Source organism: Mesorhizobium sp. M1273 (assembly GCF_040318195.1).
In the GTDB taxonomy this organism is placed as follows: domain Bacteria; phylum Pseudomonadota; class Alphaproteobacteria; order Rhizobiales; family Rhizobiaceae; genus Mesorhizobium.
Genome location: NZ_JAMYLV010000034.1, coordinates 1 through 13,574, shown reverse-complemented (window position 1 = coordinate 13,574; position 13,574 = coordinate 1). Strand labels below are relative to the sequence as shown.

The 13,574-nt window shown below is 63.6% G+C and carries 14 protein-coding genes; 11 read left to right on the top strand and 3 right to left on the bottom strand.

Annotation, left to right across the window (positions count from 1 at the left end; genetic code table 11):
• Position 1: 1 nt before the first annotated feature.
• Positions 2-619 (top strand): cob(I)yrinic acid a,c-diamide adenosyltransferase, encoded by a 618-nt coding sequence (gene cobO / locus NKH30_RS26480; RefSeq protein ID WP_352815825.1) that lies wholly within the window; start codon positions 2-4, stop codon positions 617-619.
• A gap of 499 nt (positions 620-1,118) precedes the next feature.
• Positions 1,119-1,433: a hypothetical protein gene (locus NKH30_RS26475; RefSeq protein WP_352470255.1), complete on the top strand. Its 315-nt coding sequence runs from the start codon at positions 1,119-1,121 to the stop codon at positions 1,431-1,433.
• A gap of 27 nt (positions 1,434-1,460) precedes the next feature.
• Here the strand turns inward: NKH30_RS26475 and cbiB are convergent, their stop codons facing one another.
• Positions 1,461-2,432 carry an adenosylcobinamide-phosphate synthase CbiB gene (cbiB, locus tag NKH30_RS26470; RefSeq protein WP_352997495.1) on the bottom strand — a complete coding sequence of 324 codons (972 nt, stop codon included), beginning with the start codon at positions 2,430-2,432 and terminating at the stop codon, positions 1,461-1,463.
• On the opposite strand from cbiB, the gene cobD reads away from it, so the two are divergent.
• From cobD to NKH30_RS26455, 3 genes are read left to right on the top strand one after another with little or no spacing between them, the layout of a single operon-like run.
• Positions 2,431-3,489, top strand: coding sequence for a threonine-phosphate decarboxylase CobD (gene cobD, locus NKH30_RS26465; RefSeq protein ID WP_352997494.1), 1,059 nt, complete (start codon positions 2,431-2,433; stop codon positions 3,487-3,489). The two genes, cbiB and cobD, sit on opposite strands and share 2 nt — an antisense overlap.
• Positions 3,486-3,989: a tyrosine phosphatase family protein gene (locus NKH30_RS26460; RefSeq protein WP_352997493.1), complete on the top strand. Its 504-nt coding sequence runs from the start codon at positions 3,486-3,488 to the stop codon at positions 3,987-3,989. The genes cobD and NKH30_RS26460 overlap by 4 nt, the downstream gene beginning before the upstream one ends.
• Before the next feature lie 59 nt (positions 3,990-4,048).
• Positions 4,049-5,263 carry a serine hydrolase domain-containing protein gene (locus NKH30_RS26455; protein WP_352997492.1) on the top strand — a complete coding sequence of 405 codons (1,215 nt, stop codon included), beginning with the start codon at positions 4,049-4,051 and terminating at the stop codon, positions 5,261-5,263.
• 64 nt (positions 5,264-5,327) lie between these two features.
• Here the strand turns inward: NKH30_RS26455 and NKH30_RS26450 are convergent, their stop codons facing one another.
• Together NKH30_RS26450 and NKH30_RS26445 are read right to left on the bottom strand one after the other, a co-directional pair.
• The gene (locus NKH30_RS26450; protein WP_352997491.1) at positions 5,328-6,131 is read right to left on the bottom strand and encodes a creatininase family protein; all 804 of its coding nucleotides are present in this window, start codon (positions 6,129-6,131) and stop codon (positions 5,328-5,330) included.
• 57 nt (positions 6,132-6,188) lie between these two features.
• Positions 6,189-6,572 (bottom strand): RidA family protein, encoded by a 384-nt coding sequence (locus NKH30_RS26445; RefSeq protein ID WP_352470263.1) that lies wholly within the window; start codon positions 6,570-6,572, stop codon positions 6,189-6,191.
• A gap of 276 nt (positions 6,573-6,848) precedes the next feature.
• Here NKH30_RS26445 and NKH30_RS26440 point away from each other — a divergent pair, with 276 nt between their 5' ends.
• The 6 genes from NKH30_RS26440 (at position 6,849) to NKH30_RS26415 (ending at position 13,284) form a co-directional block, all read left to right on the top strand.
• Complete coding sequence (locus tag NKH30_RS26440) at positions 6,849-7,853, top strand: ABC transporter substrate-binding protein (protein WP_352815816.1); 1,005 nt, start codon at positions 6,849-6,851, stop codon at positions 7,851-7,853.
• A gap of 3 nt (positions 7,854-7,856) precedes the next feature.
• Positions 7,857-8,699 carry an ABC transporter ATP-binding protein gene (locus NKH30_RS26435; protein WP_352454638.1) on the top strand — a complete coding sequence of 281 codons (843 nt, stop codon included), beginning with the start codon at positions 7,857-7,859 and terminating at the stop codon, positions 8,697-8,699.
• Positions 8,686-9,537: an ABC transporter permease gene (locus NKH30_RS26430; protein ID WP_352490743.1), complete on the top strand. Its 852-nt coding sequence runs from the start codon at positions 8,686-8,688 to the stop codon at positions 9,535-9,537. The genes NKH30_RS26435 and NKH30_RS26430 overlap by 14 nt, the downstream gene beginning before the upstream one ends.
• Positions 9,538-9,778: 241 nt before the next feature.
• A complete protein-coding gene (locus NKH30_RS26425; RefSeq protein ID WP_352997520.1) occupies positions 9,779-11,080 on the top strand; it encodes a cytosine deaminase in 1,302 nt (433 codons plus the stop codon).
• On the top strand, positions 11,077-12,477 hold the full coding sequence (locus tag NKH30_RS26420) for an FAD-binding oxidoreductase (RefSeq protein WP_502911525.1): 1,401 nt from the start codon (positions 11,077-11,079) through the stop codon (positions 12,475-12,477). Before NKH30_RS26425 ends, NKH30_RS26420 begins: the two co-directional genes overlap by 4 nt.
• Before the next feature lie 225 nt (positions 12,478-12,702).
• On the top strand, positions 12,703-13,284 hold the full coding sequence (locus tag NKH30_RS26415) for an NAD(P)H-dependent oxidoreductase (protein ID WP_352997490.1): 582 nt from the start codon (positions 12,703-12,705) through the stop codon (positions 13,282-13,284).
• Positions 13,285-13,574: the final 290 nt, after the last annotated feature.

The following is a 13,574-nucleotide window of genomic DNA, read 5'->3' as shown; positions in this document are numbered from 1 at the left end:
CATGGCTGATACTATCGATCCCAAGGACGAGGAGCGCCACCGCGCCAAGATGGCCAAGCGCAAGGCGGTGCAGGACGCAGAGGTCGCGGCCAAGACGGTCGAGAAGGGGCTGCTGATCGTCAACACCGGACCGGGCAAGGGCAAGACCACGGCCGCCTTTGGGCTGGCACTCAGGATGCTCGGCTATGGCAAGCGCGTCGGCGTCGTTCAGTTCATCAAGGGCAAATGGCACACCGGCGAGAAGGACGCGTTTGCTAGTTTTGGCGATCGTGTCGTCTGGCACGCCATGGGCGAAGGCTTTACCTGGGAGACACAGGACCTGAAGCGCGACATCGCGGCGGCCGAGGCTGCCTGGGCGAAAGCGCTGGAGCTGATGGCCGAGCCGTCGATCAGCCTCGTGGTGCTCGACGAGCTGAACATCGCGCTGCGCTACGACTACCTCGATCTCGAAAAGGTGGTCGCGGCGCTGAAGGCGCGTCGCGAAGGCCTGCATGTCGTCGTCACCGGCCGCAACGCCAAACCGGTATTGGTCGAGGCGGCCGATCTGGTCACCGAGATGGGCGTGACCAAGCACCACTTCTCCGCCGGCGTGAAGGCGCAGCAGGGGATCGAGTTCTGAGGGGTGTTGCTGGCGCCTCTTCTTCCTTCTCCCCTTGTGGGAGAAGGTGGATTGGCGCGCAGCGCCAAGACGGTTGAGAGGTGCTGGCCGGGGCGCTGTTTGGTGCCAAGCTGGAACACCCCTCATCCGGCCGCTTCGCGGCCACCTTCTCCCACAAGGGGAGAAGGGAAAGCCGCACGAAGCGGCTCGCCCCTGGAATGGTAAGGGTGAGGGGCAGCGCCGACCTGAAGCGATCATTTGAGGCGTAGCCCTATTTTGTTCTTGCTTTGTGCCGGCAGCTATGCTACTAATTTCGGTATGGTGCTAATTGGCTCCAACGACCCGCCGCATGGCGGGTTTTTGTTTCGCCTGAGATCGGGCGAAGATCACAACAGAATTACGACCGTCGAGATTACCCCAAACAGTGCGATCAGCAGAAAGTCGGCGATCCGGTAGAGTTTCAGTGCCGCCGGATGTCAGGGGATAGAGTTCTGGTCGCTTGCGAAGCTGGAGATTGTTCGTGGACCAGGCGGTAATCGTCTATCTTATTCTCAATGATGGTCAGTTTGGTGCCGCTGACGAACGCGAATCCATTTATGCGCTCGAGGATCGGCTAGAGAAAGCTATCGAGGATGCATCGGTCGGCGAGTTTGACGGTGACTTGTTTGGTGAAGGCGAATGCATCCTCTACATGTATGGGCCAAACGCTGAACGACTTTTTGTCGTAGTCGAACCCTTATTGAAATCTTCTCCCGTAGCTGCCGGTGGGTACGCGATCAAAAGGTTTGGCGTGGAAGCCGATCCGAGCGCAAAGGAAGTCCGTGTTACCTGGTAGGTCGGGTTTGCCGACCCATTCGGACGTTCACGCGGCGATGACGATCACCGCGACCACGCCGAACAGCGCGATCAGCAGTAAGTCGGCGACGCGGTAGAGTTTCAGCGCCCGTCGGATGTCGGTGCTCTCGACATCATCGCGCCGGCCGCCTTCGCCCATCAATGCGTCTTCGACCATGACGCCGTCATAGGAACGGCGGCCGGCGAGCGCCAGGCCGAGCGCGCCGGCCATCGCTGCTTCCGGCCAGCCGGCATTGGGCGAGCGGTGTTTTTTCGCATCGCGCCGCACGGCGTGCCAGGCGCCCTTGGCGTCGGCGCCCTTGACCAGAAAAGCGGCGAGTACAATCAGCAGCGCCGTCAGCCGCGACGCCGGCAGATTGATCCAATCGTCGAAGCGCGCAGCCGCCCAGCCGAAGGCTTCGTGGCGCGGAGTGCGATGGCCGATCATCGAATCGGCGGTGTTGGCGGCCTTGTAGGCGACGCCGCCGGCGAGCCCGCCGATACCGAGCCAGAAGGCCGGAGCGACGACGCCGTCGGAGAAATTCTCGGCCAGGCTTTCGATCGCGGCGCGGCAGACAGCGGCCCTGTCGAGCTTTTCCGGGTCGCGACCGACGATCCGCGAGACGGCAATTCGGCCCATGTCCAGTCCGCCGCTGTCGAGGGCATCGGCGACCGCTTCGACATGCTCGGCCAGGCTCTTCTGCGACAGCAGCGACGTCGCCAGGATTGCGGTGACCAACAAGCCGAGGGGAATGCTCCAAAGCAAGGTTTCGAGCCAGAGGGCGAGGGCGGCCGGCACCAGCACGATCACCAGCAGCGCGAAGACGCCCCAGCCGCGACGGTGGGCGTCGGAATCAGTGGCGCGGTTGAGCCTGCGGTCGAGAAAGGATATCAGCCTGCCGAACCAGGTGACGGGATGGCCAATGGCATCGAAGAGCCGGGCCGGGTAGCCGAGTACAAGTTCGATGGCCAGCGACAGGAAAGTGATCAGGATCGGCATGAAGGCTCTTGATGGAGTGACGGCGGCAGTGGACCACGGCGGAAGCCTTGGCCGGGCGAGGGCGCTTTTCCCTCACGCGCCGCTGCCTTTCGTCGACCTCTCGACCGGGATTAATCCGCACTCCTACCCGCTTTTCGATTTGCCCGCCACCGCCCTGTCGCGATTGCCGGAAACAGCGCGCGGCCGCGACTTGGCTGAACGCGCGGCAAGCGCCTATGGCGCCCCGTCGGCGGCGAATGTCGCAGCGGCGCCCGGCACGCAGATCTTGTTGCCGCGCGTCGCTTCCCTGGTCAGCACGGGCACGGCGCTGGTGCTCGGGCCGACTTATGCCGAGCATCGGCGGGCAGCGGCGATCGCCGGCCATGCGGCGGCTGAAGTCGATGATTTCGAAGCCCTGGCGGCGGCCGACCTTGCCGTCGTCGTCAATCCCAACAACCCGGACGGGCGTGTCGTCGAGCGCGAAAGATTGCTTCGACTTGCCGGGACATTACGAGCCAGAGGTGGGCTGCTGGTGGTCGACGAGGCTTTCATGGATGTCGGCCCGCGCAGCGAAAGCCTGGCCGGCGACGTCGACCAGGGCGGCATCGTCGTGCTGCGTTCGTTCGGCAAGTTCTTCGGCCTGGCCGGCCTGCGGCTTGGCTTTGCACTGGCCGATGCGCTGACGGTCGAGCGGCTGGAGGCGCAATTCGGGCCATGGGCGGTTGCCGGGCCGGCGCTCGAATATGGCATAAGGGCGCTTGCCGATACCGGCTGGCAGGCCGGGATGCGGCGCCGTCTGGCCGAGGATGCCGCACGGCTCGATACGCTGTTCGGCCGCTTCGGCCTGCCTGTCGCCGGTGGCACCGCGCTGTTCCGCTATATCAGGCTCGCGAACGCTGCCGGCCTGTTTTCGGTGCTCGGCCAGCGCGGCATCCTGCTTCGGCATTTCGCCGATCGTCCGGATGTGCTGCGCGCCGGCCTGCCGGGAGCCGACGAAGAATGGCGGCGGCTCGAATCCGCACTTGCCGGCTGGGCCCCGCGGCGCGACGATGATGCCAAGGGAGAAACGATCCAATGATCCATGTCTGCTCGCTGTCCAAAGTCGAGGAAACGGTAACGAAGACCGGGGCCGGGCGGCTGCTTTCGCTGCTTGCCGCCGGAACGGAGGTGATGCGACCGGCCTCGATCACCAGGGAAAACCATCTGCATCTGGTCATGCACGACATTGCGGTAGCGCAGGAGGGCATGACCATGCCGGGCGAGGAGCATGTCCTGAACCTGCTCGATTTCGCCCGCCAATGGGATCGGTCGCGGCCGCTGGTGGTGCATTGCTATGCCGGCATCAGCCGCTCGACCGCCTCGGCCTATATCATCGCGGCAGCGCTGGCGCCGAAGCGCGACGAGGCCGAGTTGGCCGAGACGCTGCGCAGGCTGTCGCCCACCGCGACGCCCAATCCGCGGCTGATCGCAATTGCCGACGCACTGCTCGAGCGCAACGGCCGCATGAGCCGCGCCATCGAGGCGATCGGGCGTGGCGCCGAAGCGTTTGAGGGCACCCCGTTTGCGTTGAAAATCTGAGCCTAAAAACAAATTCCAGGAAAAGTGCGCAGGAGTTCTAGCACACGGCCAAGGGGCGAATGATGATCGGGAGAATTTTGGCCATCGTTGTTGGCGTGGTCTGCGCGACAGGCAGCGCCATGGCCGCGTCCATGCCGGCTCTCAAGTCGATCGACCTGGCAGCGCTCCAAGCCACTGTCGAGGGTTTGGCCAAGGAACTTATGCTGCCCGGCGCCATGGTTTTGCTCAAGACTCCGCGGGGCAACCTCGTCTTCGGCTACGGTACGACTGAACTGGGTGCCACGAACCCGCCGCGCGCCGATACCCACTTCCGTGCGGCCTCGAACACCAAGACGATGACCGCCGCTGTCATCGTGCAACTGGTGCAGGAAGGGAAACTGAGCTTCGCCGATCTGATCTCGAAATACGTCCAGCGCGTTCCCAACGGCGACGAGATAACCATTCGGCAGCTCATAACAATGCGGAGCGGCCTCCCTAACTTCACCAATGCGCCGGAACTTGCCGAAAGCCTGGACAAGTATCCTTACAGGGTATGGACCGCTGATGAAGTACTCGGCATGGCGTTCAAACGGCCGCCGGACTTCGCGCCGGGTGCCGAATTCGAGTACAACAACACCAACTACTATCTGCTCGGCCTTGTTGCCGAGAAGATCGACGGCAAGCCGCTCTCGACCATCTTCCGGGACCGCCTGTTCGGGCCGCTCGGCATGAAGAACACGGCGTTGCCGCCGAGCCCGTCGAACGCCATCCCCGAGCCATACTCAAACGGCTATCTCTACGGCAGTACTTCGTACGCCCTGGCTGATGCGCCCTATCCGGACGACCTCCAGGCTGCGGCCAGGGCGGGAACGCTCAAGCCCAACGACGACACATGGCAGAACCCGTCCGCCTACTTTGCGGCTGGCGGAGTCGTCTCCACCGCGGATGACCTCGCGACCTGGATGCGCGCGCTGGTCGGGGGCAAGCTCTTCAATGCCGACTTCCAGCGGCAGTGGCTTGCAAGCCCTGAGGCGCCGGAGCCGGGCGAACCCGCCATGCAAAAATACGGCTATGGCATCCTAACGCTGACTTTCGGGCCTAACGAAATCTACTATCACGAAGGCGAGATGCCCGGTTACCAGTCCTTCATGGGCTACGATCCGGCCAATGACGTCACCCTGGTCATATGGACCAACCTGACTCTCGCGCTCGACGGCCAGGCGACCGCCAACACCTTGATGGTGAAGATACTGGACGAAATCTACACGGTGTCGCCGCTTCAAGAGGTGAAGTGAGGATCCTCGCGCGCGAATGGAATCGCCCCTCGTGAGCGAGGCCTGAGCTGGTGGGATCAAACACCTACGCCAACCAATCCGCCAGCTTTGCCTTGCCCACGTCCCTCAGCAGGCCGATGAAGCCGTCGGCCTGATGTTCGGCGGTCAGCCGGCCTTTTTCGGCGGTGGCAATGCTGGCGTCGCCGACCACGCCATTCGGGTTGAGGTCGCTGGCGATCCAGGCGAAGGCGTGCGTTCCGGTGTGGCGCAGCAGCGAAAATTCCTTTTCGGCGCGGGCGACCTTGGACACGAAATTGTCGGCCTTGGCCATGTCGACGAGGTCGGGCCGGAAATGCAGCATCAACGAGGTCTCGACGTCGCCGCCATGAATGCCGTGGCGGTCTTCGAGCTCGGTGTACATGCCGGCCGGCCGGCCAAAACGCTGCCAGCTGGTCTTTGCCGCCAGCATCTTTGCCCGCACGCGCAATTCGCGGGTGACGAGGCCCATGATCTCCTCATTGCCGCCATGCGAGTTGACGACAATCAGTTTTCGGACGCCGGCGCGCGCGACCGACAGGCCAAGTTCGGTCCACGCCTCGACCAAGGTCGTCGCCGGCAGGGTGAGGGTGCCCGGTGCATGCAAATGCTCGTTCGACTTGCCTACCGCCTGGACCGGCAGGATGCGGATGTCGAGATCGCCGGGCAGGCGCGCGATCACCGTTTCCAGCATGCCGTTCATGATCGAGGTGTCGGTCGAGACCGGCAGATGCGGGCCGTGCTGCTCAATCGCCGCCAGCGGCAGAACGGCAATGGTCGCCTCAGGATCGACGGTCGCGTATTCGGTGGTCCGGTAGTCACCCCACCATACGCGTTTTTTTGCAGCGGTCATGTCATGCCCTCTTGAACCGACAAGCCCAGACCTAACGCGGGAACGATCGGCTGTCGATCATCCCGCCGCAATGACCTCGATCTCGACCTTGAATTCCGGCCGGGCAAAACCGGACACGATCATCAGCGTCGAGGCCGGCGCCGGGCTGGCAAACAGCCGGTCGCGAACCTCCATATAGGGCCGCAGGAAGGCGCGGTCGGTGACGTAGGTGTTGATGCGGACGATGTCGGACAGGCCGAGTCCGGCCTCGCCGAGAATCGCCGCTATGTTCTGGAAACAAAGCTCGGCCTGTGCGCCGGCCTCCTCGGGGATCTGGTCGTCCGGGGTGATTGCGACTTGGCCCGAACACAGCACCAGCCGCTTGCCGGGCGGCAGTTCGACACCATGGCTGTAGCGGGCGAAGGGCGGCTTGATCGACTTCGGCGTGAGAAATTTGAACATGGCAATCTCCGTTCACGGCAGCCTAAAGCGGGATCGATGCGGGCATCAAGATGGCGGTGCATGTCACGAGGGCGATTGTGGACAGGCGATCAAAAAATAGGCACGATGCCTTTCGTACAGCATGACCCGTCCGGCCTTCGCGCCGCCATTGCTCAGGCGGGCATTGCACAAGCGGGCGGTCCCGGCGCAACGCGCCGGTGGCATGTGTCTTGCTTCTTGAAACAATGGTGTCGAGCCCGACGCGTGACGCGCCGGAGCGAACAAAGGGTGGTGTGGATGTACGGAAAACTCAAGATTTCGGCGGGCGTGATCGTGCTGCTTGGCGCAGGCACGCTTGCCGCGGCAGCGAACGAAAAAGTCACCTTCGGCACCAACTGGCTGGCCGAGCCGGAGCATGGCGGTTACTACCAGGCCGTGGTGGACGGCACCTATGCCGCCTGCGGCATCGACGTGACGATCATGCAGGGCGGCCCACAGGTCAGCGGCCGGCCGCTGCTGCTGGCCGGCAAGATCGATTTCTACATGGGCGGCAACCTGCTGTCGGCCTTCGATGCCGTGCAGCAAGGCATACCGATGCGCGTCGTGGCGGCCGACTTCCAGAAGGACCCGCAGGTCATCATGTCCCATCCCGGGCAGGGGCTGGATAAATGGGAAGACCTGAAGAACGCCGACCAGTACATCCTCGGCGACGAAGGTGCGCAGACCTTCTTCCAGTGGATGGTCACCGACCTCGGCTTCGATGCCGCCAAGCGCGTGCCCTACACCTTCAACCCGGCGCCGTTCATCGCCAACAAGAAGTCGATCCAGCAGGGTTACGTCACCTCGGAGCCATTCGCCGTCCAGAAGCAGGGCGGTTTCACGCCGAACCAGTTTCTGCTGGCCGACTATGGCTGGGACACATATGCAACGACGGTCGAGACCATGCAGGAGACGATCGACAAGCGTCCCGAGGTGGTCCAGTGCTTCGTCGATGGCTCGGCCAAAGGCTGGTACAATTATCTCTACGGCGACAACAAGGCCGCCAACGAGATGATCAAAAAGGAAAATCCGGACATGACGGATGAGCAGATCGCCTTCTCGATCGAGCAGCTGAAGAAGTTCGGCGTGGTCGATTCCGGCGACAGCGAAAAGCTCGGCATCGGCGCCATGACCGATGCGCGCATCCAGAGTTTTTACGACAAGATGGTCAAGGCCAAGGTCACGCCGGCGGGCATCGACATCAAGAAGGCCTACACGCTGGCCTTCGTCAACAAGAGCGTCGGGCTCGACCTGAAGAAGTAGGCCGTGAAGCTGGAGAAAGTGGCGCAACAGCCAGGAAGCGTATCGGGGCCGACGCTGTTGGCGCTGCGTGGCGTCGGCAAGGTTTTTTCCAACGGCGTCACCGCGCTCAGCAATGTCGAGCTGACGATCCGGGAGGGCGATTTCCTCAGCCTGCTCGGGCCGTCGGGCTGCGGCAAATCGACGGCGCTGCGGCTGATTGCGGGCCTGTCGACGCCGACCTCGGGCGTGCTCGACTGGCGCGGCAGCGGCGCCCTCGAGCGTTCGAATATCGGCGACCGTTCAAATATCGGCTTCGTCTTCCAGGAGCCGACGCTGCTGCCCTGGGCCGACGTCTTCGACAATGTCTGGCTGCCGCTGCGTCTGAAGGGTGTGTCGCGGGCCAAGGCGGCGCCGGCGGTGATGGAGATGCTGGCGCGGGTTCACCTGACGGGCTTCGAGAAGGCCGTGCCGCGCGAACTGTCAGGCGGCATGAAAATGCGCGTCTCGATCGCCCGCGCCATGGTGACCAAGCCGCGCATTCTGTTGATGGACGAGCCGTTCGCCGCACTCGACGAGATCACCCGCTTCAAGCTCAACAACGATCTTCTGGAGCTATGGCAGGATGAGCGTTTTACCGTCGTTTTCGTCACCCACAGCGTCTTCGAAAGCGTATTCCTCTCCAACCGCGTCGTCGTCATGGCGGCGCGGCCGGGCCGGGTGTTTGCCGAGCTTGCCGTCGACGCGCCCTATCCGCGCGACGAGGCGTTTCGCACCTCGCCCGACTATGCCGCGCTCTGCCGCCAGGCATCCGACGTGCTGATCGGCGCCATCAACTCAACTGCCGGACCGCATCATGACGGCCATTGAAGAACCAGTCTTGGCGCTCGACCCGGAGGAGGCGCGCCGCGTCCGCCAGGAGCGCTTCGAGCGCATCGGCAGATGGCTGCTGCCGCTGGCGATCATGATCCTGGCCATCTGGCTGTGGGACCGCATCTGTGTCTGGAACGACATTCCGAAATACATACTGCCGCGCCCCGGCGTGGTGCTGCAAACGCTGCACGACGATGCCGGGCTGCTGTTCTCGTCGCTGCTGGTGACACTCAGGATCACCTTCTTGAGCCTGCTTCTCGCCGTGGTCGGCGGTGTCGGGCTGGCAGTGCTGTTCGCTCAGTCGAAATGGGTGGAGATGTCGTTCTTTCCCTTCGCCATCGTGCTGCAGGTGACGCCGATCGTCGCGATCTTTCCGCTGATCAATATCTATGTCGACAACCAGACGACGAAGCTTTTGCTTTGCGCCTGGATCGTCGCCTTCTTCCCGATCCTCTCCAACACCACGCTCGGCCTCAATTCCGTCGACCGCAATCTGCGCGACATGTTCAAGCTCAACGGTGCGACCCGCTGGCAGCAATTGCGCTATCTGCGGCTGCCGGCGGCGATGCCTTATTTCCTCGGCGGGCTGAAGATCGCCGGCGGCCTGTCGCTGATCGGCGCGGTGGTGGCAGAGTTCGTCGCCGGCGCCACCGGCCAGTCGTCCGGCCTAGCCTCGCGCATCATCGAGGCCGGCTACCGGCTCAACGCACCAAGACTGTTCGCGGCGCTGATCCTGATCTCGCTCACCGGCATCCTGATCTTCCTGGTGCTGTCGCTGATTTCGCATCTCATTTTGCGGCGCTGGCACGAGAGCGCGCTGAGGCAGGAGCGGTGATGGTGCCGTGTTTTGTAGGCAAAAGCTGCCTGTCGCCCATCCCGGCGTCAGCGCTGCCCCTCATCGCCCTGCCGGGCACTTCTCCCCGTATAGTGACGGGGAGAAGGACGCCTTCCTCGACGATCTCGCCCATCACCAGCGTTGCTGAAAGTGCGCCGCGGTCGCGGTCAGCCCCTTCTCCCCGTCTCTATACGGGGAGAAGGTGGCGGCAGCCGGATGAGGGGCAGCGATGACCTCTGCGATGATCCCCAAATCCGGCCAATTCGTCCTCTCCAAGGTCCGGCTTCACGCCTCCCTGACGCCCGGTCTTGCCGCTCCTTCCGACGCCGACGGTTTTGCACTCGCAGATATCGCGGTCGCCGACGGCAGGATTTCCAGCATTGCGGCGCATCGGCGATCGGCAGCACCGGCGGACGCCATCGATCTCGGCGGCCGCATCGTGCTGCCGTGCTTTGTCGACTGCCACACCCATATCGACAAGGGCCATATCTGGCCCCGAAAGCCCAACCCGGACGGCACCTTCATGGGCGCGCTGAATGCGACCGGCGCTGACCGGGCGGCGCGCTGGAGCGCCGACGACGTTGCCCGCCGCATGGATTTTTCGCTGCGCTGCGCCTACGCGCACGGCACCAGGGCGCTGCGCACGCATCTCGACAGCGTCGCGCCGCAGGAAGAGATCTCCTGGCCGGTGTTCGAGACGATGCGGGAGAAATGGCGCGGCCGCATCGAGCTGCAGGCGGCCTGCCTGCTCGGCATCGAGGGCGTGCGCGACAGGAAATGGTTCGAGAGGCTGGCCAAACGGGTGGCTGCCGCCAAGGGTGTCCTCGGGGTCGTCACCTACATGGTGCCGGATCTCGAAGAATTGCTCGACCAGGTGTTCGCGCAGGCGATCAAGCACGGCCTCGACCTCGATTTCCACGCCGACGAGACCGACGATATCGCGGCGATCTCGCTGAAGAAAATCGCCGAAGCCGCCCTTTGGAACGGTTTTGACGGGAACAGCCTGGTCGGCCATTGCTGCTCGCTGGCGCGCCAGCCCGACCTCGACGTGCTCGACACCCTGGACAAGGTCGCCAAGGCCGGCTTGGCGGTGGTGTCGCTGCCGATGTGCAATCTCTATCTGCAGGACCGGCGAGGCGACAGGACAACGCCGCGCTGGCGCGGGGTGACGCTGCTGCACGAGATGAAGGCGCGCGGCATTGCCGTCGCCGTCGCCTCCGACAATACGCGCGACCCGTTCTACGCCTATGGCGATCTCGACATGCTGGAGGTCTACCGCATGGCGACGCGCATCCTGCATCTCGACCATCCCGTCGCCGACTGGCCGCAGGCGGTGACCGCGACGCCGGCCAAGGTGATGCGGCTCGATGGTTTCGGCACGCTTGCCGCAGGAGCGCCGGCCGATTTCGTCGTCTTCAAGGGGCGGAGCTGGACGGAATTGCTGTCACGGCCCGAATCGGATCGCATCGTCGTGCGCGACGGGCATGCGATCGAGCGCCAGCTGCCCGATTATGCCGAACTCGATGATCTGATGGTGGAATGATGGATATTGCGGCGCTCAAGCGCGACCTGGACGGTTTGAAGATCGACGACCATCCGGCGATCGTCCAGCAGAAGAGCCGCGACTTCTACTGGTACAGCCCGGTGCTGAAGCAGCAGCTCGAACACGTCACCGGTGACCTGATCGTGACGCCGAAAACCGAAGACGAGGTCGTCCGCATTCTCGCCGCCTGCCACCGGCATGGCGTCCCGGTGACGCCGCGCGGCAGCGGCACCGGGAACTACGGCCAAGCGATGCCCTTGTCCGGCGGCGTCGTGCTCAATCTCGCCGAGATGAACGCGGTCAAGACGATTGCCCCCGGCCGTGTCGTCACCGGCCCCGGCGCCGTGCTCGCCGACATCGACAGAGCGACGCGGGCGCATTCCGGCCAGGAGCTCCGCATGTCGCCGTCGACCTACAACACGGCATCGATCGGCGGCTTCGTCGCCGGCGGCTCCGGCGGTATCGGCTCGATCCGCTGGGGCGGACTGCGCGACCTCGGCAACGTCATCCGGCTGAGGACCGTGACGATGGAGGCACAGCCGCGGGTCATGGAGCTCACCGGCGAGGACGTGCTGAAGGTGATGCACGCCTACGGCACCAACGGCATCATCACCGAAGTCGAGATGCCTCTGACCGCCAGCTATGACTGGATCGACGTCATCGTCGGCTTCGACGATTTCATGGATGCGGCTGGCTTCGGCAACGATCTTGCCATTCAGGACGGCATATTGGCGAAACTGATCACGCCAATCGCAGCACCCATCCCCTACGATTACTTCAAGCGCCACCAGCGGTTTTTCCGGCGCGGCCAAAGCATCGTCGTCCTGATGATCGCGCCGCATGCGATGGATGCCTTCCTCGCCTTCACGGCGCGCAGCAAGGGCGAGATCGTCTTCCGCGCCGACAAGGAGGCCGATCTCAAGGGATTGCCGCCGGCCTATGAGCTGACCTGGAACCACACGACGCTGCGTGCCATCCGGGTCGATCCGACGATCACCTATCTGCAGACCCGCTATCCGTCGCCGGACCACCTCGGCCACGTCAAGGCGATGGTCGACCGCTTCGGCGACGAGGTGCCGGCGCATCTCGAATTCATCCGCTTCGACGGCGCAATCGGCATTGCAGGGCTGCCGCTGGTGCGCTTCACCACGGCGGAGCGGCTCGACGAGATCATCCGCATCCACGAGGACAATGGCTGCTGGATCTTCAACCCGCACCGCTACACGCTGGAAGAAGGCGGCATGAAGCGCACCGACGAGGTGCAGCTCGCCTTCAAGCGCGAAACCGACCCGCAAGGGCTGCTCAATCCGGGCAAGATGATCGCCTGGGAAAACCCGGGCTATGATTATCGCTCGGGCAAGTCGTTCCTGTTCAAGGGGCTGGAGAAGGCGGGTTGAGACGATGACGGGCGTGTGGCGCTGTACCCCCCTCTGGCCTGCCCTCTTTGCCACCACTTGGCATCTCCCCCGCAAGGGGGGAGATTGGCAGTTCCATCGTCTCGACCATCTTCCAACGTCGTCGAGTGGCGAACGCGATACTGACAGCCGATCTCCCCACTTGAGGGGGAGATGCCCGGCAGGGCAGAGGGGGGTGCTTGGTGCCGACTTGCGAGATGTTCTCCTGTGAACATCCTCGTCCTCTACGCTCATCCGGTGGAGACCAGCTTCAACGCCGATCTGCACCGGACCATCGTCGAGCGCCTGACGGCGGCCGGCCATGTGGTCGACGACTGTGATCTCTATGCCGAGGGTTTCGATCCCAGGCTGACGCACGCCGAACGGATGTCCTATCACGACGAACGCAGCGACGGCGATCCGGCGTCAGCCTATGTCGAGCGCCTTCTGCGGGCCGAGGCGCTGGTGCTGTCGTTTCCGGTGTGGAACTTCGGCTATCCGGCCATTCTGAAAGGCTTTTTCGATCGCGTCTTCCTGCCCGGCGTGTCGTTCAAGCTGGTCGACGGCAAGGTGACGCCGTCACTGCACAACATCCGCAAGGTGGTCGCGGTCACGACCTATGGCGGCAGCCGGTTCCGAGCCATGCTGATGGGTGACCCGCCGCGCAAGCTGGTCAAGCGGGTGCTGCGCGCCACCATCAAACCCGGCGGGTCGGTCTCCTATCTCGCGCATTACTCGATGAACCTGTCGACGGACGAGACGCGGACGAGGTTCATCGCGAAGGTCGCGGCCAGGATGGACGCGTTCTGACGCGGGAGGGGACTTTTCCTTCTCCCCTTGTGGGAGAAGGTGGATCGGCGCGTAGCGCCGAGCCGGATGAGGGGTGCTGGAAGAAACGCGGCGTGGGAAGATTGGGACGGGAGCGCTAAACGCTAATTCCGTTGAGGTAGCGATCCTTCCAACACCCTCATCCGACACCCCTCATCCGACCGAGCTTCGCTCGGCCACCTTCTCCCACAAGGAGATCTTTGCACAGAAGCCGATCAGTGATTCTGTTGTGAGGTTGGAGCAGGGAGATTCGCGATGGTGGATCGTGTTCT